The sequence below is a fragment of the Bacillus sp. FSL E2-8868 genome (assembly GCF_038005505.1).
GTDB classification, from domain to species: Bacteria; Bacillota; Bacilli; order Bacillales; family Bacillaceae_G; genus Bacillus_A; species Bacillus_A mycoides.
Genome location: NZ_JBBOTI010000001.1, coordinates 2,016,876 through 2,037,834 on the forward strand (window position 1 = coordinate 2,016,876; position 20,959 = coordinate 2,037,834).

Below are 20,959 nucleotides of genomic sequence, written 5' to 3' on the forward strand. Positions count from 1 at the left end.
TATTTTATTTATTTCGACATTTAAAGTAAATTGAAAGGATTAAGGGGGAATAATTAATGAAAGCTATTGTACATCAACATAAAAAAGGATTAGAAGGTTTAGAATATAAATTATCACCTGAGATAACTCCTAATATTGGAGAGGTTAAAGTGAAATTAAAAGCAGCAGGTTTAAATCATCGTGATTTATTTATAATGAATAATAGAAAAGAAATGGAACTACCATTAGTTTTAGGGTCAGATGGTGCAGGTATTGTTATAGAACTAGGAGAAGGAGTTTCAAATATTTCACTACATACCGAGGTTATTATTAACCCTAGTATTGGATGGAATAATACTCATGAAATACCAGAGTTACCTGAAGTACTAGGTGGACCAACAGATGGAACATTTGCTGAATATGTTATTGTACCAGCAGAAAATGTAGTGGAAAAGCCATCATATCTTACGTGGGAAGAATCTGGCGTTTTATCTTTATCGGCATTAACTGCATATAGAGCGCTTTTTACAAAAGGTAGATTAAAACCTGAAGAACATGTCCTAATTCCGGGAATCGGCGGTGGTGTAGCTACTTATGCTATGTTATTTGCTAAAGCAATTGGAGCAAAGGTGAGTGTTACTTCAAGGATAGAGGACAAAAGAAAGGCTGCTGAAAAATATGGAGCAGACTTTTCTTTTAATAGTTCGGGTAATTGGGACGAGTGCCTACATGGAGAAAAAGTGGATTTAATTATAGATAGTATAGGTCCGGCGACTTTCTTAAAATATTTTGATATATTAAAACCAAATGGAAGAATCGTTAACTTTGGTGCAAGTTCAGGAGATAAAATCGAATTACCGTTACGAGCATTATTTTATAATCAAATCGATATTATGGGAACATCAATGGGGAGCAGTGAAGAGTTTAATGCGATGATTCATTTTATAGAGGAACATAATATTAAACCAATCATTGATAAAGTATATCCATTAGAAGAAGCAATTCAAGCTTTAAATCGAATGCAGCAAGGAGAACAATTCGGTAATATTGCCCTTCGTATGGAATGAAAATATGATTTTAGAGAAATTATATTTAAATGAACATGTTAAGTATTATATTCATGCATAAAGTGTTTACCATACTATTTAAAATGTTTTACAAGCTTTATACATACTTAGCTCTTGTAAATAGTTACACGATTGTCAAATGAATAGTAATAAAATGAGAATTAGATGAGAAAAGTTTAAGCCCATTTTCATATTGATGTTGTATACTGTGTAAATCAAGAACACTTGTATCTTTATTTAAAGTACAATGAGTAATAATAAGGAGAGAGTAATATGAATTACACAGTATTTCAATGGATTAATAACTTTGCTGAATCATCCAAGCTATTAGATACGCTAATGATCGCTATTACAAATAGTGCTGCATATGTAGCTATTCTATTTATGCTTATCCTATGGTTCAATAATGGAAAGAAAGAGAATGCAATTAGAAAACAATATACAGTGTTATATACGACACTTTCAGTTAGTATTGCATTATTAGTAAATGTTCTTATACATGCGGTATATTACCATCCGCGTCCTTTTATAACACATCATGTAAATCAATTAGTACCGCATGCAGCAGATTCATCATTTGTAAGTGATCATTCTGTACTCGTATTTTCGATTGCTTTCGTATTTATTCTAAGAGGAGAAAAACTTAAATATATCGCGTTAATATGGGCAATATTAGTCGGTGTATCACGCATGTACGTAGGCGTTCATTATCCTCTAGATATACTGGGTGCTGCGTTCTTAACATTTATTACAAGTGGATTAGTGATGCAAAGCGCACGTATATTTGAACCGTTAGCAAGTTTTATTTTCAAAATGTATGCACTAGTAGCAAAACGGTTGCCATTTTTAGCGAAATATAACCATATAGCGTAAACTTAAGAACCTACCAAAAAGTAGGTTCTTTTTATTTGAAGATTCGAAAAATTTCACTCACCGTATTTTATATTAAAAAATACAAAATTAATAAAAAATAAATAGCAACAGAACTGGTTTTCTTATTGTTATAGAGGAATTAGTAAAAAAACTTCGAAAAATATAGTATCTACTATATTAAAGAACATATTTAGTAGTGCATCTTCGCATTAATGCATTGTAAAGGAAAGGAGATTAGTATGCATAAACTTCAAACGAATAAAGGCGCTCGATATATGATGATTGCTTTTATTGTTTTGTTTCTTACTATGCTTTTACGTATATTTTATATTCAAGCAGTAGGAGTCGTGCATAATGTTAATGTAAAGGATCTTGCGAAGGAACAACAAAACAAAAATGGAGTTTTAGAGGCAAATCGCGGGACAATTTATGATCAAAACGGTAAAGTATTAGTCCAAGACTCAACGACATATCGCATCGTTGTAAACCTAAAAGGAAAAGATAAATTAAAAGATAAAGAAGATACCACACAACGTTTAGCAGATGCGCTTGAAGTTGATAAAGAGGAGATCATGAAAAATTTTCACGAAGGACGTACGCAAGTTGAAATTGGTAAAATTGGACGTAACTTATCTAGAGAAGCGAAGGAAGAGATTAATAATTTGAAAATACCAGGTGTATCTTTCACAACAGAAAAAGCCAGAGTATACCCAAATGAAGATTTCGCCTCGTATATACTTGGTTTTGCAAGACCAGACGATAAAGGTAATGCGGTGGGGAAGTTTGGGCTTGAAGAAAGTTTGGATAAATATTTGCGCTCTACAAATGGTAATGTTTCATATGTAGGTTCAAGAAAAGGAATCCCACTTACAAATGATATAGGAAAAGTAGAACCTGCTAAAAATGGAAATAACGTATACCTTACGCTTGATAAACAAATTAATAGTTTTTTAGAAGACGCGATGAATAAAGCGGCGCAACACTATGACCCTTCTATGTTAGTAGGAATTATTGCAGATCCAAAAACAGGTAAGATTTTAGCAATGTCTAGTAAGCCTAGTTATAATCCTAACAAGGGAGACATTGAATATTTTTTAAACGATCCAATTGCGAATGCATTCGAACCAGGGTCTACAATGAAAGTTTTTACATTAGCTTCTGCAATTAATGAAGGTGTATATAACGGGAAAGAATATTTCCAATCAGGAAAATACGCAGTTGGTTCAGCAGAGATTAAAGATCATAATGGCGGCTATGGATGGGGCTCAATTACATTTGATGAAGGGTTTGAACGGTCATCGAACGTTGCTTTTTCTATTTTAGAAGACCAGTTACTGAAACCAAATAAATTCAAGCAATATATGAATAAATTTGGTTTCAATCAAAAAACAGGGATAGACTTACCTGGAGAAAGTAAAAATACATTATTGTTAAATACTCAAATTCAACAAGTTACTACTTCTTTCGGCCAAGGCTCAACTGTAACTCCTATTCAAATCGTACAAGCGGCCACAGCTATAGCAAATGACGGGAAAATGATGCAACCTTATATTGTTGATAAGGTTGTAAATCCAACAAATAAACAAGTTATTATGGAAAATCAACCTAAAGAAATAGGGAATCCGATTAAAAAAGAAACTGCAGAAGAGGTAAGGAACTTAATGGAGCGAGTTATTACTTCATCAAAAGGAACGGGAACGATGTATAAAATTGATGGCTATCCGATTGGTGGTAAAACAGGGACAGCGCAAATTCCGAATCCTGAAAATGGACGATATATGGAAGGGAAAGATAATTATATTTTTTCATTCTTAGGAATGGCTCCAATTGATGATCCACAATTAGTCGTATATTTAGCCATTAAGCAACCTAAATTAAAGGGGAATGAATACGGTGCTCAGCCTCTTGCTGAAATTTTTAAACCAGTTATGAAAAATAGTCTAGAATATTTAAAAGTGAAACCATATACAGAAAAGCAAATGGCAGATGCAACAAAGCAATCTGAAATAAAAGTACAAAATTATGTAAATCAAACAATGGATACTGTAAAAAATATTGCAGAAAAAGAGAAACTTCAGCCGGTATTATTAGGAGAAGGAAAGATAATAAAACAATATCCACAGACTAGCGAAGTAATGAGTGAAGGAGATCGCATACTTCTAGTAGGAAGTAATGTGAAAATGCCTAACCTAAAAGGTTGGTCAATGCGTGATGTTATGTATTTCTCCAAGCTATTAAAATTAGATTTAAAAACTTCAGGTATGGGCTATGTAACGAGTCAAAGTATTGAAAAAGGACAAGATTTACAAGAGGGTGACACTTTAGAACTAGAATTAGAACCACCGCTACAACCGTTAGTAGAGGCAAACACGAATTAATTTGGAAATTTGAAGGGCCTATATATAATTGGCTCTTTTTTTTAGAGATTCAACTAATTTCACGCACCGTAATTTTCAGAAAAAATAATAAATAAGACTATTAACATTGGCATAGCTTGAAATATCTGATTATTTATTATTTACAGTTAAATAGTTATGTGATAATATGGAAAAACCAAATGCAGTGAAGAGAAGAGTAGATAAAATGAATTTTTCACAGAGAGCTCCATTTAGCTGAAAAGGAGCAAAAATTCTTTATTGAATCAAGCCTCTGAGCAGCACATCGGAACCTTTTAAAAGTGGATGGTGTGACGGGAGCTCCCGTTATAGAGCTAAGGTATAAGCATGAAAATAGTGCAGTACCTGATAAGGTTAATATGGCGACATATTAACAAACTAGGGTGGCACCGCGATGATAAATCTCGTCCCTAAGACTTTAAGTCTTGGGGGTGGGATTTTTTTATTGTTTTAAAACAATTTAGAAAGCGGGTGCCTAAAGTGAAAAAATTACTTAAAGATTGGAAATATCCTTTATTACTATTGTCCGGAGTTGGTATTGCGAATTTAGGTGCATGGATTTATTTAATCGCACTGAATGTACTTGTCTATAATATGGGTGGCTCAGCCTTAGCTGTCGCTACTTTATATGTGATAAAACCATTAGCCACTTTATTTACAAACGCTTGGTCAGGAAGTATGATAGATCGTTTAAATAAACGAAAGTTAATGATTCACCTCGATATATATCGAGTAGTATTTATCGCTATTTTACCCTTGGTTCCATCCCTTTGGATTGTCTATCTCTTAGTATTTTTTATAAGCATGGCCAGTGCGATTTATGAACCAACTGCTATGACATATATGACGAAATTAATTCCAGTAGAGCAAAGACAACGTTTCAACTCACTACGTAGTTTAATAGGATCTGGTGCATTTTTAATTGGTCCAGCAGTAGCGGGGATATTATTAATAACTGGTACACCAGAGTTTGCTATATATATGAATGCTATAGCATTTCTGTTATCAGGGTTCATTACATTACTTTTACCTAATCTTGATAAAAAAGACGATTCTAATACATCCAATGATAAATTTTCACTAACTGTATTAAAGAAAGATTGGAACATAGTTTTAAATTTTAGTAAAAAATCTATGTATATTGTTTGTGTTTACTTCTTATTTCAAGGGATGATGGTTTTAGCTACCGCTATAGATTCACTTGAACTATCGTTTGCGAAAGAAGTTTTATTGTTAACAGATAGTGAGTATGGCTTCCTAGTTAGTATCGCTGGAGCGGGTTTTATTTTAGGAGCCATAACAAATACAATTTTATCAAAAAAATTAGCACCTTCATTTCTAATTGGGATAGGATCATTATTCATTGCAATCGGATATTTGATTTATGCTTTTTCAAGTGAGTTTTTAATAGCTGCTATCGGATTCTTTATTCTATCTTTCTCTATGGCATATGCAAATACAGGATTTTACACATTTTATCAAAATAACGTTCCGGTTCATATGATGGGACGAATCGGGAGTATATACGGGCTCATTATAGCTGTTTTAACAATTTTTATAACGATTCTGTCCGGCGTTGCAACTCAATTCACTTCTATGCAACTTGTGGTCATTGTAGGAGTACTGGTAATGCTACTTATTACTATCATATTGTGCGTGTTTACCTTATTACCATCGCAGTCTAAGATATATTCCGCTGAATCAATAAAATCGAAATAGTTACCTTGATTTTTATTTGAAACTAAAGGGTGGGTGAATAGGAGGTTTCTTTCCCCTATATATGGAAAAATAATAAGGGGAAAGAACAATACCAATAAACAAGGGTGGTTATTATGATAAAAACAAAAGATCAAATAGAGAAAATTGTAAAAGAAATACATCAGAATATAGATTTTTCTGGGGTAGTCTTAATAAAAAAAGATGATGATATTATCTATGAAAATTCATTTGGATATGCTAACCGAAGTGAATGTATAAACAATACACTACAAACAAGATTTGGAATTGCCTCAATGACAATGTACTTAGAGCGAAAGAAAAATATGAAAATCCCGCAATTGAACTAGTAGCTATATATGAAGACCAAGTAGTAGGAGACGTATGAGTAAAAAGTACGTCTTTTTACTTTTATGAATTATGCTTAAGGCTGATGGGAGATCACATTCCATATTATACAAATTAAAGTAGCTATCGTATTTCAAGTATGATATGAACAGAGACGAATATAATTTTCAAAGGTAAACAAGTATATAGGAGGACTCTAAATGGATATTCTATTTGTTATTCTACTTGTCATTCTTATAATTGTATTAATTCAAGGTAAGGAATACAAAGTGAATATTAATCGTATTTGGCTCATTCCGGCTTTGCTGTGCTTTGTAACAATCCAGTCCATTATTCATATGGGACAATTAAATATATTGCAAGGACTTCTCTTCGTTGCAATGCTTGGAATTGGATTGGGTCTTGGAGTTATTAGGGGAAAAGCTTTAACATTTCGATTAGATAGTGAAACAGGTCATGTATTACGAAAAGGAAATTGGTTAAGTACAATTATTCTCCTTGTTATTTTAGGTGCAAAAATCGTGATTAAGCAAAGTATGTTTCCTGGCAGTACTCACCACACATTAATGGTTGTAACGAATGCCTTTTTATGTATTACATTAGGTACCGTAATTAGTAGACGCTATTATATTTGGAAAAAATATAATGAATTAACACAAAAAGCGTAAATACATTCGTCCCTTGTTTAACAACGCTGTGAACGGTAATACTAAATAATATTGAACTTTTACAACAAGGGATGATAATATGATATTCATTTACACAGATTTCGGTGGAACGCATTCAACTGCACTCGCTGCAGCTTATCATTTAAATAAATTACCAACAGATCGTAAGTTAACGAAAGAAGAAATATTAAATGTAGATTACTTTAATAAATTGAAAACAGAGGATATGGGAAAGATTATTTTTCATGGACAAGATGAATATGAAAACCCTGTATATACAATTGGGTGCGGGGCATCCAAAGTCGTTGTACCTGCGATGAAGCATTTAGGAGAGATTCTGCAAAAACATTATCATAGCCATGAAAAGATTATCTTTTCTAATACATCACCAACAGTTCCTTTACCAATGACTTTCGGTGGTCTGTTTTCTAGAAGGTTCCACATCGACTTTATCGGCGTACCATTACTCGTATGGGGAGCAAAACTTAGCTGTGATAACATACAAAGGCTTGTTAATTATACGAAAGAAGCTGGCCGATTGACGAATGATTATGTTGTAATTTTAGATAACGAAACATTTAAGTAATGTTAAAAGAAGGCCGGGAAATGTTGTGGTTTTCTTTTTTTTGATAAATAGACAAAAAACATTCACATTTATTATTACATCTACTATAGCCAAAATAATAAAGTCCTGTTACTATTACAGGGGATATTCTCTTTTCGTAAGATAAATATATAGAAAAGTCAGAAAAGAGGAACAGAATAAGGGAGGAACAACATGAAGCGTGTTGCTTGGTTTACTGATAGTACAACTGCGAGTTTTACAACAGATGGTGATAACTTTGTTATCCCAATTGAAGTTATTATTGATGGAGTGTCTTATAAGGATTGTGAAGAAGGAGTTCATAAACGTCTTTATGAAGCGTTAAATGATGGAAGAACAGTTACTACTTCGCAACCTAACATAGGGGAAATGGTAGAATTATTTACTAAATGCAAAGAAGAATATGAAGAAGGCTTTGCAGTTGCTATTAGCGGAAAAGTAAGTGGGACCTATCAAAATATGAAGCTAGCTGCTGATATGGCAGGTTTCCCTTTAACTGTATTAGATAGTGAAACGACAAGTTATCCAATGGATGAACTTTTGAGAAAAGCTAAAACGTTATACAATGATGGTATGACTTTACAAGATATACATAAAACATTAGTAGATGAAAAAAGAAGGCCTTTTTATGTATTTCCAAAAAGCTTAAAAGGTTTATATGCAAGTGGTCGAGTAAAGGGAGTTCAATTTTTACTTGGAAGTTTATTAAGTGTCAACTTAATCTTAGAAGTAAAAGGCGGAGAACTTTTACTTGAAAAGAAAGTGCGTAAAATCCAAAAATGTAGAGAATACATTAAAAATGAGCTTGAAAAAGAATTACCAAAAGTACTTCATATGTTCTATGCTAACGATAAAAATGGAGCTGAAGAATGGATTTCAGATATTAAACAAGCATTCCCTGAAATGGATTTCAAGCTTTATCCATTGCCGATTTCATTTGCTGTTCATGCAGGTGAAGGAACAATAGCAATTAGTTATTAAGAGGAAAACCCGTGAATAATTCGCGGGTTTTTTATTTTTATTTAATTAAATCAAAAATGGGGTCCCGACACACCTCCATCAAGCTTAGAAATCGATGTTTCTCCAAAACAAGCCATGAGAGATTTTATTGCGTTATCAGAATTAATTCATGAAGCTGTGTTACAAGCAATAGGGCATGCTTAATAGGAAAAAAAACAAGTATAACCGAATCTAGGTTTATACTCGTTTTTCTTTCAAATAGGAGAAATTATTTTAAAACCCAGTTTTCTGCTTCATGACGAATACGAATGAAACGACGATATGTACCTTCACGTTGGATTAGTTCTTCGTGTGTTCCTTTTTGAACAATTTTTCCGTTTTCAAGTACAACGATTTGATGGGCGTTTTGAATTGTTGCAAGTCGATGAGCAATAATGAGTGTGGTTTTTCGTTTTGTCAGCTCATCAAGTGCACATTGAATGAGCGATTCATTTTCAGGATCAAGGCTTGCGGTTGCTTCATCTAAAATAATAATTGGTGCGTTTTTTAAGATAGCACGGGCGATGGAAATACGTTGTTTCTCACCTCCAGATAGAGAAGATCCACCATCTGTTAGCACAGAACTATACCCATCTTTAAGTGACATGATAAAGTCGTGACATTGCGCTTTTTTTGCCGCCTCAATGACTTGGTCTTTCGTCGCCTTAGGATTACCAAAATGTATATTGTTATAAATAGAATCATTGAATAAATAAACATTTTGGAATACCGTGCTAATCGATGACATTAATGTATGAAGACTTAATTCATTAATATTCATACCATTAATTGTAATAGCCCCCTTATCTACATCATAAAAACGAGCGATTAAGTTACATAGTGTCGTTTTACCAGAACCAGACGGACCGACAATTGCAGTTGTTGTTCCTTCTTTTATATGAAGTGATACATTTTGGATAATTGGGCGATCACTATAGCTAAATGAAACATGATCGAACGTGATATCAAAATGTTTTAAATGTATATCTTTACCTTTTGTATCGACAAATTCTGTTTGTTCAATAGCATCCAGCTTATCTAGCATATTGTCAACTGTTTCAAGAACGTGTGTGGCATCACTAATTGGTTCAATACTATCAAACATAACGAAAGAAAATAGTGTGATTAAGATCAGGTCAGAAAACTCCATATCACCGGATAAAACAAGTGACGAAGCAACGAGAACAAGTAAAACTGATGCAAGTTTCAGCCCCATACGGTGACCGACATTATAAATACCGAATGACTTTTGAATTTCAATGTTAACATTTTTACTATTTTTAAAGGCCTTGTTAATATTTCGTGATGCTATACCTTCTTGGTTGAAACTTTTTACAACCGACATACCACGTAAGTATTCAAGTGTATTGTTAACGAGTTCATGTTGACTTTGTTGATGTACGGGTGCCTTTTTCCGGCTATGTTTTTGTAGTAATTGTAAAAAGATCATAGATAGTATAACGCCAGCAATTGCAATAAGTGCCATAATGGGGTTGTAGAACAATAAGAATAAAATCATTGTAAATGTCATGATATAACCGTTTACAACAATATCAATCATTTTCATTGCCATCATTTCCACAAATGATAAATCGGTAGTTACAATACCATTAATATCACCTGTACGGTACTTATTGAAAAAGCCGAGTGAAACTCCTTTTAATGTGTTCCCAAGCTGAATGCGATGTGATGCAGCGAGTTCATAACCGACACTCTCTTGATAAACAGCTTTTAAATAAGAAAAGAGGAATCGTCCTAAAATTGCTATCACCATAAAAAAAAGGAGTAACCAAATTGTTTGTGAGGTTAATTCTTTTGTACCATGATAGTCATTGAGCATATATTGCAGTCCCTTAGCAGAGATGACAATGGGTAAAGCAATACAAATAGCTTGGAAAAATGAGAAGACGAACCCAAGATATACGCGCTTTTTATAAGGACCGGTCCAATTCAGAATTCGTTTTATAATCTTAAACATTGGAATGTCCCTCCTTAGTTACATAGTCTGATTGAATGTCTTTTTTACTTGCACCAATATGTGCTCGCCATAGTTTTTGATACAAATTATTACTTTGTAAGAGCTGGTCATGGGTACCCATAGTATGAACATTGCCACTTTGTAAGACGACAATTTGATCAGCGTGTTTAATCGTTGATAATCGATGAGCAATAACAATTAGTGTTTTATTTGAAGCTAACTCATTAAATGCTTTTTGAATTTCAGCTTCATTTTCAGGATCTGTGAACGCTGTTGCTTCATCTAAAATAATAATTGGTGCATCCTTTAAAATAGCACGAGCAATCGCAAGACGCTGCTTTTCACCGCCAGATAGTTTTTTTCCAGCTTCACCAGAGTCCGTTTGATAGCCATTTGGTAATGATTTAATAAATTCATCGCAACGAGCAAGGCGAGCTGCATGGAAAACTTCATCGTCTGAAGCATTGGGATTCCCCATGCGAATATTCTCTAATATACTTGTACGGAAAAGGAAATTATCTTGTGCAACATAGCTAATCATCTTACTGAAATCGTTTGGATGAATATCTTTAATATTGATGCCACCAATGTTGATACTTCCATCAGATACATCCCAAAAGCGTGTTATGAGCCGAGCGATAGTGGATTTACCACTACCAGACGGACCTACAAGTGCGGTATAGTTACGCTCAGGAATAATTAACGATAGATCGCGGATAACTGTATGTTCTTCGTTGTAACCAAATGCAACATGATTCATCTCTATTTGAAAGTGAGTTGGTACTAGATTGTAAGTAGGGGCAACCGATAATGCTTCTAGATGTAAGTAGTCCTTTGTGTCATTCACTGCATATTCGATAGATTTAAAATCATTAACGAAAGTTGTCAATTGTATGAGCGGATGAATTAATCCCATCGATAAAGTTAATGAGATAATAAGTTCTGCTGGTTCAATAGTACCATTTTGGTAAAGAAGCAATCCGACTGGAAGTGTTCCAACAAGCGTTGAGGGGAGGAGCGCATTCCCGAGAGTCATTAAAGGCCATGTGCTACGGAACCAATTTAATGTGTAATCCTTAAATGATGTAATAGCATGAGAGAATTTTTTATAAGATTTGTTTGTTTGATTAAATGTTTTAATGACTTCAATTCCTTCTACATACTCAACAATCACACTGTTAACGTGGTTGCTAGCCTCCATGTAATTTTTGTATTGTGAATTAAAGTTGCGCATCATGATCATATAAATCATGAACGCGATTGGTACGGTAATGAGTGTAGCTAATGCCATTCGATAATCGATTGTTAACAAATAAATAAAAACACCAATTGGTAATAAAATATTGGATAGCCCTTCAGGGATAATATGGGCAAGTGGAAGTTCTAATGTTTCAACACGATCAACGATGACATTTTTCATCTTACCAACAGGTTGATTGATAATGTGTCCAAGTGGCGCACGCATGAGACGCTCAGCTAATTGCAAACGAATATTCTCTAAAATACTGTAAGCAACTTGATGTGAGTAATAACTTGAGAGTGCATGAAATACTGTTTGTACGAAATAGCCACAGGTAGCAATGAAAATCCAATAGCTAATGCTACTTATAGTTTGGGTACCGTCTATTAATAGTTTAAGAATATAATAGATGGCTACATAAGGAACGAGTCCACCAATAACGCTAATAATAGCTAAGAAAGTAGAAATAATCATTAAGTGTCTAAAGGAAGCTGCAAATTGTAAAATCGAGTGAATCCAATGTTTCTTTTGAGCAGGGTGTGTATAATGTTCCATATTTTCACGTCCTTTATAGTGTAAATGTTTTAATTTCTTTTATACGTCCGTTTGCAATTTCAAGTGTTTCATCACAAGAAAGAGCAATCAGTTCAGGGTCATGAGTAATAATAAATAGCTGTTTTTTTATATGCGTAAAATACTTGTATAAAGCCCAGTATTCATAAAACCTTGTACAGTTAATTTATTTTTTGTCACCATAATGAAACTCCTTTCTGTTTTGAGGTCCTTATATAAATCCAATTGATATATTTAGAATATTCTACATTAGGTATTTTATCGAGAATGATTATTAATGTCAATATATGGATGTGGAATGAAATTATAAGTATAGTACTCTTTGACAAGGCAGGAGATCGATATGTAGGTTAGACAATGAAAGTGGGAGCTGGGAGGCCTTGTGTAGCTCTCTTTAGCAGGCAGAGTAAGACTTCTAGCGCAAAAGTTAGAGAAAAGAGGGTGGTTCATCTAAACGTACGAAATCTGTAAAACGTTGGTGCCCCCATGCATATTAATAAGGTTTTAAGTGTGGCGTACACTAGTGGCACAGGTAATCTTAAAGATTGAGTTATTATTTATGAACCTGATGCAGAATTGGCAATCCTAATTCATACTATAAATAATCTTGCATAGGGAGATAAAAGGATTTTAAAAAATAAAAAAGAAGTATATATAAACAAATACATAAATGGTAGTGATAATATGAAAATCAGTAAGTTTGCAGAAGTAAATAGTGTAAGTGTAGATACGATTAGGCATTATATAGACCTAGGACTCGTTATTCCTGAAAAAAAGGGAAGTCACTATTTTTTTGATGAATATTGTCAAAAAGATGTAGAGCTTATATTAGAGTACAAATGGCTAGGATTTAGTTTGAATGAAATTAAAGAACTTTTTCTTTATAAAAATTTAGCGAAATCTATGAATTACGAAACAGATACTTCTTATCAATCTTTATTTAAATTGAAATATGAAAAGGTTGAACAAGAAATAAAAACATTAGAGGAAAGAAAAGATAAATTAAAGACAGCGTTAAATAATTTATCTACAGCAACTAAAATTTCGAATTCAATTTTAGGGATAGATTTAACAGTACTTAATTTATTTAAATGTTTTAAGTGTAACGGAAATTTAATTCTGGAAGATGGCATTATCAATAAGAACCAAATTGTTGAGGGAAATCTAATTTGCAATTGTGGTGAAGAATACAAGATTACCTCAGGGATTTTAACAGCTGGAAAATCATTTGAAGCATATGAAAGGACTTTACTTGAGGAGTATATTTCAGATTATATCAATGAAACAGATACTACTTTTTTGGAGAATATACAAAGAGGAGGAGAATGGGCGAAAAAGAAACTAATGCAGCTAGATTTAAATAATAAGGTGTTACTTGATTTAGGATCGGGTCTTGGGTTCTTTTTACGAAATATTTATGAAGAACTACCAGAAGATTGTTTATATATTGCTGTTGATCGAGATTTGAATAAACTTCTATTTTTAAAAGATGTAATTGAAAAAAGAAATTCCAAAAGAAACATTCTTTTTATTTGCGCTGATTTTTTAAGTATACCTATTCAGAATCATTCTGTTGATATTGTAATTGATCAGTCTGGTACAAGTAATTACAGTTTTGAGCATGAAAATTTTTTATTGCACGAATTAAACTATCTATTCAAACCTGATTGTTATTTATTAAGTTCATTTATTGTATTTAAAAATTTTAGCATAAATAGCCAAATTACAACTAGATTAAGAGATAATTTTACGTCTTCAAAAGTCAAGGGAGAAATCCAAAAGCTACAGTTTAATTCCATAGATGAAAGAACTTCAGAATATATAGAACGAGGAGGAAAATACGAGGATTTCTTTGTTCAAGGAGAAGAAATTTATACATATTCATTTTTCGGGAAAAGATGGGGTTAACCCCATCTTTTTTAATTTTTCTTTTAAAAGTTTTTAATACTAGCATATTGATATTGGGTTGACCCGAGAACTTACACTGTACGTAATACAAAGTTCAGCGGGAGGGAAATGTTATGGGAAGTTTACGATTACATATAGAAAATAAAAAAAGAAACCAAGAACTAAGAAATATTTGTTTATATTCAATTGCAAAAACAGTATCAATATTCGGTAGCTCTATATATAGTTTCGCATTAGGATTATATGTTTTACAAATAACCGGATCTGCGTTAAATTTTGCGATTACGCTCATTTTAGGAACGATTCCAATGATTGTTATGAATCCATTTGCCGGTGTAATTGCTGATAAGGTTGATAAAAAGAAACTGGTTATTTGTATGGATTTACTAAGTGGATGCTTATTAATAACTGTTTATATATTAAGCAGCTATTATGGATTAAACTTATTCATTGTTTATACTACTACCTTTCTTATGACGGTATTTACAACATTTTTTGGAATAGGATTAGAAGCCGCAAAACCAAATATCGTCTCTAAAGAGCGGCTTATGAGTATTAACTCTATAAGTAAAATTATCGATTCTGTATCTTTAATTCTCGGTCCTATGTTAGGTGGCATCGTTTTTGCAGTCTTTGATATTAAAATTTTTATAATTATCAACGGTATTTCATTTATTCTTTCGGGTATATCCATATTATTTATTCATTTTAAACTGTTCGAGTTCAACATAAATGAGGAATACCCAAAAAGGAGAATTAATTTTATTAAAGATATAAAAGAGGGGTTTTCATACTTAATTGAAAAGGAAAGCTTAAAGAATACGTTTCGAATTTTAATTTCACTTAATTTCTTCTTAGGGTTTGCTGTAACTGTTCCATTGCCATACATTATTAACACAGTTCTCAATCTTAGTTCTAAGCAATTTGGTATCATTCAAGGGACTTTTCCAGTAGGGATGATAATTGGTGCAATTTTAGTAAAAAAGATAACTAATCGTTTTTCTTACTCTTATCTTTTGAAAAAGCTAAGTTCAATGTTGGCAGTTTTTATGATTATTTCAGGAATTCCAGTTCTATTCAAAAGTTTTGAAGTAAATGATTTTGTATACGTTATTACGTATTGTGTCGTTATGTTCTTTTTAGGGCTAATAATAGCGTTAATTGATATTCCTTTAATTTATTTCATGCAAAAAGAGATTCCTGATGAATATAGGGGGAGGGTACTCAGTATTGGATTAAGTATAGGTAAAATGATGCAGCCAATAGCATTGGCATTATCAGGATTATTATTAAATTATATCCCTGCTTACACGCTTCCAATTACAGGAGGGATAGTATTTCTTATTTTGAATAAGGCTTACTCAAATAAGTTAAATTTAGAAATTCATTCAAAAGATTATAGTGTTTTGCGTAGCTAAGTAAATTTGTTAAGTAACAAAAAGATGTTTATTTTGCAATAAAGTCCTTTGAAAAATAATAATGTTGTTTAAAAATCCTTCTTTAACTAAAGTGATAGATGGTCGAAATAAAGGCACTTTTTTAAATACAAAATTTATTATTTGATTTATCTATTTTGTATTTACTAATAAATGTGTTAATGCTTGCTTTAATGGTGTAGCCTGACGTTCTAATAAGAAATTCAAATGGGTATGTGTTGATTCTAATCCTCCTTCACGAATCCCTTTTTGAGTCATTACTAACATTGGCAGGTAGGCTTCAGGTACTCCAGCACCTTTTAACATTTCTTCATAAGAAGAGTCATCTACTTCTAATAAAGGAATTTCTTTTCCTAATACTTCACTTAATGTATCAACAAATTGCTGTTGTTTTAAATTTTCACCAGAAAGTTCATAAATCTTATTTTTGTGACGATCAGATACCAAAACATTCGCTGTTGCTTCAGCTAAATCCGGACGATATACCCAACCGATTTTCCCTTCTCCTGCAGAAGTCACCCAAGGGGCACCAGCCATACAGCTTTGAATTGTACCAAGTTCATTTTCTACATACCAGTTGTTACGCAGAATCACATAAGGAATACCTGATTCAATAATTGCTACTTCACGTGCTCTATGCATGCCCGCTAGGAAAAAGTCATTTCCTTCTGCTCTTGTAACACTTGGATAAATAATTTGTTTTGCACCTGTTGCTTTGGCAGCTTCTACTGCATTTGTATGCTGACGTATAACTGTATCAAAGTCACCAAATGTTGACATGATGAATAAACGATCAACATCTTTGAATGCTGAAAACGAGGTTTTTTGATTTTCAAAATCCGTTACACGTACTTCTAAGCCTTGTTCCTTATAACTAAGTGCTTTTTCAGACTTGTCATCACGTACACCAACAATTATTTCTTCAATTGATAATCTGGTAAGTAAATACTCAACAATTTTAGAACCTAAATTTCCGCTTGCACCTGTTACTAAAACTTTCATACAATCTCCTCCGTTACATACAGCGTTATTTTTGATTTTTGTATACATTACATATGCTATTTCTTAAGAAGGATTTATGTAAGTAGGCACAATTTAATAACATAGTCATAAAAATAGTACTTAGCGAAAAAGGAGATTTTATTATGGCACGTTTTAGTTATCAAGATGAATCGGTTTCTGAAGAAACACAGCAAGAAATTTGTCCATTAACAGTTACCAAAAATGCAATTGCAGGAAGATGGAAAATCGTGATTTTGTGGCATTTAAGCAAAAATGAAATTATTAGGTTTAATGAATTATTGAGGATGTTACCTGGCATCTCAAAAGGAATCTTAACTAGACAATTAAGAGAGCTTGAAGAGGACGAGCTAGTACACAGAGAAGTTTATAAAGTTGTTCCACCAAAGGTAGAATATTCTTTAACAGAGCAGGGGGAAAAGTTTATACCTGTATTAGAAGCAATGCAAATCTGGGGTAAAGATTTACTAAATAAAAAAATAGAGATGTATGAAAAGCATAAGGGCTAATAAATTATTAATACCTTCCTATTGGCAATAGGAAGGTATTAAGTTTAAATTAAATACTGAACAATTTATTAATGTGAGTTGTACTGGAAAACTATCGTAATTCAGCCGTCTTTCTAATAACAATCTTATCAATATCATCCTCTTCATCACCAATAAATAATCCACGTTCTTTTAAATATGTTTCGAAGTATAAATCTGCTTCTGCACGTTCATCGTATGGCTTTACAGAAAGAACGAAACCTAATTTATTTTGCTCCTCTAAATGAGAAGTGGAGATGTAAGCCGGTACATTGTGGCGTAAAAAGAGCTCTTTAACCGGAATAATCATATCTTTCATTAATTTCGTTAACATACCCATTTCAAACTCAAAATTAAAGCGATCTATACTAGATAAATCCGCGAATACTACACCAATAAAACCTGTATTAAATACTTCTTGATATTCTACTTCTTCGTTACCGTAAAAATTCTTTTCAATTAAATAATTTATAAAATAAGAAACACCATCACTTTGTTCAAAAGGTTTTGTTGAAAGAACGAAGCCGATTTTCTTTTGTTTATGTAAATACACACATGACATGTATGCAGCGGTATTATGTTCTTTAAATAATGCACTCGTTGCTCCAGATAGACCATCTAGTACGTGATGCACAATTTGAAGTTTTTTACGAGCGAAATAATAGGATTTCTTTTGTAACTCCAATGTATCAATAAAGACAGAGCCGATAAAGCCTGTATTTGAAATAATAGGTGTTTGCTTTTTTCTTCCTCTGCGCTTTGCTTGAGTCATTGTTGAAATCATCCCTTCATGTACAAATAAATTAAAAAGAACGTTTGTTCGTATATTTATATTTTACTATTAAAACGCACTAAAGTAAAGGGTTTTTGACGAAAAAACAATAAAAAAGACACCTATAAAAGGTGCCTTAAACGTTGCAGGGAAGAGGTTTCATCCCATTATTTATATTAAGATACAGATACAATCTCTTCTGTATCTTCTACATCTAAATGACAGTCCATAGTACGAACATCTTGATCTTCATGACTTCCGAAATAAATAGTAATTTTCATATGTATCGCTCCTTTATTCTAGGAATACCTAAAATAATTACTAGTAATGTTAATATTTATTATATACCACTTTTTTCATTCCGACAACGTTATATCATTTTTAATTCTTTTAGGGCGCAAAGAGTGATTTATAGAGATATTTTTATAGAAATAGGTACATTTCTTATATGATATATTTAATACTGAAGGATTCGAATACGAATTTTTATGAAAGGAGCAAAATGAATGAATTATAAACAGTTACTAATAGACAATTTTACATATAAAACCTCATATATTGCGCGGCAGGTAAATGGAATGGATGTAAAAGAAACGAAGGATTACATTACTGTCGACTGCGGATTACCTGCAGATACATTTAATATTATCACACTACTAAATAGTAATGTAACGGAAGGAATCGAGAAATTATATAAGGAGGTAGAATACTATAATCAAAAGAAATTTCCAATGAGTGTTTGGTTTTGGGATGATAAGCAAGAGCAGACTATAAAAAGCGAATTAATCAAACTTGGTTTAAAAGAAGCTGAAAAGAATATCGCGATGGTAGCAGAATTAAAAACAATTCATCCAAGAATAAACATGCCAGTAGGTTTTACGATACAAAAAGCATCTTCTTCAGGACAAATCAAAAAGTTTGGAGAAACGTTAGCTAATCTATTTGGTACATCAGAGGAAGGTAAAAATGTACAAGCATACTATAATCAAATTTCTTCTTTAAATTTATGGAATAGCGATAACATGAAACTATACTTAGGTCTTTATAAAGGTGAGGTAGTATCTGTTGGCTCTTTAGTATGTACGAAAGATAGTGTCGGTATTTATGATATAGCGACTAAGGAAGAAATGAGAGGACAAGGATTCGGCTCTACTATGTTTAATTACTTGCTGCAAGAAGCTAAACAACTAAAAAATACGTATTGTGTATTACAAGCTTCACCTGATGGAATAAATATTTATAAAAAATCCGGCTTTCAAGTTGTAGGACAAATGACTGTTTTTGAAAATCGGCATTTATTTGAGTAAATCATCCAAGTCAAATTGTTTTAAATATAGGAGTTAACATACCGTTATGAAAAAAACAGCTATAATTACAATCATTTGTTTCTTCATAGTAATAAGCATCTTTGTTTTTCAACAAGTAAATGAACATAATTATATAAAAGCTACTAATCAATCAAATCATATAAAAAACATTGCGCATAGAGGTGCTTCTGCATATGCACCAGAACATACAATAGTGGCTTATACATTAGGACAACAATTAAAAGGTGACTATATAGAAATAGATCTCCAAATGACAAAAGATGGGCATTTAATAGCTATGCATGATGAAACATTAAACCGTACAACAAACGGTGTGGGATTAGTTAAAGAACATACATTAGAAGAAATAAAGAAACTAAATGCAGGATCTTTTTTCAATAAAAAGCATTCCAATTTAGCAAAGAAAGAATTTGAAGATGCTACAGTTCCAACACTAGAAGAAATTATTGAAACGTTTGGACATAATCCTAACTATTATATCGAAACAAAATCACCAGATGAATATCCTGGAATGGAAGAAAAACTATTATCATTTATTAATCACTACCAAATAAACGATAAAGTTATTATTCAATCATTCAGTGAAGAAAGTCTGCGAAAGATTCATAGTTTAAATGCTAATATACCGCTAGTACAATTATTATCATATAAAAAAGCAGTTCAATTAACAGAATCAGAAATAGAAAAGTATAAAACATACTGCATAGGTCTTGGTATGAATTACAAATATATTGATGCAGCCTACGTAAAAAAAATAAAGAATTATGGATTAGAAGTTCATCCATTTACAGTAGATAATGAAAAAGATATGAAAAAGTTACTAGTATGGGGTGTAGACGGCATGTTTACTAATTATCCGGATCGTTTACATTCAATATTGGATTTGAAAAATCATAAATAAAAAGAATTACCTGATAGGAAATGATGTACGGCTGTTTTCCTGATGGTAACATAATTGAATACATTGAGCCGAAGTTTAAATAACTATGCAAAAAAGAAAATAAAAAGAATCCAATAAAAATATTGGATTCTTTTTATTTAGTTCTATGCACCCATCGTGAAACAATAGGATAATGAAATTCTTTATTTTGTAATTCATATAAAATCCCTTTAAGTGGTCCTAAAATTACGGCGGCTAAAAGTATTGTATATAGTGGAATTGTTCCAAAAATAACAAATAAGGAATTTGTACTCAAGTCAATGTGTAATAAGGAAAGCATGATCGTACGGATTATTACAAAGTTCCAAAGAAATACAGCGAGCCATACTCCAAATTGGAAAAGGGCTGATTCTAGATTCATCTCTTTTATACTTTGTGATTTGAAAACGAAATAAAGTATGAGCGGTATAAAGAAAAGTGTATTACCAAAGAGGAAAAAGGCCAAGAAAGATAATAAAGTAATTGCATGTATCACTAGTTTAATGTTTTTATCTTGTGATAGTATCATTAAAATCCTCCTATATTTAATTTAGATGGTAAAAAACAATATAACCTATTATATCATAGGTTATATTGAATCGAAATAA

17 protein-coding genes, 2 pseudogenes and 1 other annotated feature are annotated in these 20,959 nt (G+C 32.3%); of the genes and pseudogenes, 14 read left to right on the forward strand and 5 right to left on the reverse strand.

Features of this window, described 5'->3' with window-relative positions; genetic code table 11:
* Positions 1–56 precede the first annotated feature (56 nt).
* The 9 genes and pseudogenes from NSS74_RS10595 (at position 57) to NSS74_RS10635 (ending at position 8,632) form a co-directional block, all read left to right on the forward strand.
* Positions 57–1,046, forward strand: a complete 990-nt coding sequence (locus tag NSS74_RS10595; protein ID WP_098636598.1) for a zinc-binding dehydrogenase — start codon at positions 57–59, stop codon at positions 1,044–1,046.
* Positions 1,047–1,319: 273 nt separating this feature from the next.
* On the forward strand, positions 1,320–1,919 hold the full coding sequence (locus NSS74_RS10600) for an undecaprenyl-diphosphatase (protein ID WP_149190569.1): 600 nt from the start codon (positions 1,320–1,322) through the stop codon (positions 1,917–1,919).
* A 239-nt stretch (positions 1,920–2,158) separates the two neighbouring features.
* On the forward strand, positions 2,159–4,297 hold the full coding sequence (locus NSS74_RS10605; RefSeq protein WP_340813519.1) for a penicillin-binding protein: 2,139 nt from the start codon (positions 2,159–2,161) through the stop codon (positions 4,295–4,297).
* A gap of 175 nt (positions 4,298–4,472) precedes the next feature.
* Positions 4,473–4,730 (forward strand) — a binding site (T-box leader).
* Between the two features lie 65 nt (positions 4,731–4,795).
* Positions 4,796–6,034 carry an MFS transporter gene (locus tag NSS74_RS10610; protein WP_149190567.1) on the forward strand — a complete coding sequence of 413 codons (1,239 nt, stop codon included), beginning with the start codon at positions 4,796–4,798 and terminating at the stop codon, positions 6,032–6,034.
* A gap of 113 nt (positions 6,035–6,147) precedes the next feature.
* Positions 6,148–6,327 (forward strand): annotated as a pseudogene (locus tag NSS74_RS10615) (penicillin-binding protein); the annotation flags it as partial.
* Positions 6,328–6,329: 2 nt separating this feature from the next.
* A pseudogene (locus NSS74_RS10620) lies at positions 6,330–6,410 on the forward strand (GNAT family acetyltransferase); the annotation flags it as partial.
* Positions 6,411–6,579: 169 nt separating this feature from the next.
* Positions 6,580–7,047, forward strand: a complete 468-nt coding sequence (locus tag NSS74_RS10625) for a DUF1453 family protein (RefSeq protein WP_002032414.1) — start codon at positions 6,580–6,582, stop codon at positions 7,045–7,047.
* Between the two features lie 79 nt (positions 7,048–7,126).
* A complete protein-coding gene (locus NSS74_RS10630) occupies positions 7,127–7,633 on the forward strand; it encodes a DUF3189 family protein (RefSeq protein WP_002141972.1) in 507 nt (168 codons plus the stop codon).
* A 192-nt stretch (positions 7,634–7,825) separates the two neighbouring features.
* On the forward strand, positions 7,826–8,632 hold the full coding sequence (locus NSS74_RS10635) for a DegV family protein (RefSeq protein WP_002013192.1): 807 nt from the start codon (positions 7,826–7,828) through the stop codon (positions 8,630–8,632).
* A 247-nt stretch (positions 8,633–8,879) separates the two neighbouring features.
* Here the strand turns inward: NSS74_RS10635 and NSS74_RS10640 are convergent, their stop codons facing one another.
* Positions 8,880–10,628, reverse strand: coding sequence for an ABC transporter ATP-binding protein (locus tag NSS74_RS10640; protein ID WP_340813521.1), 1,749 nt, complete (start codon positions 10,626–10,628; stop codon positions 8,880–8,882).
* Positions 10,621–12,423 (reverse strand): ABC transporter ATP-binding protein, encoded by a 1,803-nt coding sequence (locus NSS74_RS10645; protein WP_061690141.1) that lies wholly within the window; start codon positions 12,421–12,423, stop codon positions 10,621–10,623. Before NSS74_RS10645 ends, NSS74_RS10640 begins: the two co-directional genes overlap by 8 nt.
* A gap of 702 nt (positions 12,424–13,125) precedes the next feature.
* On the opposite strand from NSS74_RS10645, the gene NSS74_RS10650 reads away from it, so the two are divergent.
* Positions 13,126–14,349, forward strand: a complete 1,224-nt coding sequence (locus NSS74_RS10650) for a MerR family transcriptional regulator (protein ID WP_061690142.1) — start codon at positions 13,126–13,128, stop codon at positions 14,347–14,349.
* 113 nt (positions 14,350–14,462) lie between these two features.
* Positions 14,463–15,767, forward strand: coding sequence for an MFS transporter (locus tag NSS74_RS10655; protein ID WP_061690143.1), 1,305 nt, complete (start codon positions 14,463–14,465; stop codon positions 15,765–15,767).
* Positions 15,768–15,917: 150 nt separating this feature from the next.
* Here the strand turns inward: NSS74_RS10655 and NSS74_RS10660 are convergent, their stop codons facing one another.
* Positions 15,918–16,787 (reverse strand): NmrA family NAD(P)-binding protein, encoded by an 870-nt coding sequence (locus tag NSS74_RS10660; RefSeq protein WP_061690144.1) that lies wholly within the window; start codon positions 16,785–16,787, stop codon positions 15,918–15,920.
* 143 nt (positions 16,788–16,930) lie between these two features.
* Here NSS74_RS10660 and NSS74_RS10665 point away from each other — a divergent pair, with 143 nt between their 5' ends.
* Entirely contained in the window at positions 16,931–17,314 is a 384-nt protein-coding gene (locus tag NSS74_RS10665) for a winged helix-turn-helix transcriptional regulator (protein ID WP_149190565.1), read from the forward strand.
* Positions 17,315–17,405: 91 nt separating this feature from the next.
* On the opposite strand, the gene NSS74_RS10670 is transcribed toward NSS74_RS10665, so the two are convergent.
* Entirely contained in the window at positions 17,406–18,104 is a 699-nt protein-coding gene (locus tag NSS74_RS10670) for a hypothetical protein (protein ID WP_012261012.1), read from the reverse strand.
* Between the two features lie 506 nt (positions 18,105–18,610).
* On the opposite strand from NSS74_RS10670, the gene NSS74_RS10675 reads away from it, so the two are divergent.
* Both NSS74_RS10675 and NSS74_RS10680 read left to right on the forward strand, forming a co-directional pair.
* Complete coding sequence (locus NSS74_RS10675) at positions 18,611–19,411, forward strand: GNAT family N-acetyltransferase (RefSeq protein WP_340813523.1); 801 nt, start codon at positions 18,611–18,613, stop codon at positions 19,409–19,411.
* 46 nt (positions 19,412–19,457) lie between these two features.
* Positions 19,458–20,333 (forward strand): glycerophosphodiester phosphodiesterase, encoded by an 876-nt coding sequence (locus tag NSS74_RS10680; RefSeq protein WP_340813524.1) that lies wholly within the window; start codon positions 19,458–19,460, stop codon positions 20,331–20,333.
* 133 nt (positions 20,334–20,466) lie between these two features.
* On the opposite strand, the gene NSS74_RS10685 is transcribed toward NSS74_RS10680, so the two are convergent.
* Positions 20,467–20,880, reverse strand: coding sequence for a DUF4870 domain-containing protein (locus NSS74_RS10685; protein ID WP_088291851.1), 414 nt, complete (start codon positions 20,878–20,880; stop codon positions 20,467–20,469).
* Between the last annotated feature and the right edge of the window lie 79 nt (positions 20,881–20,959).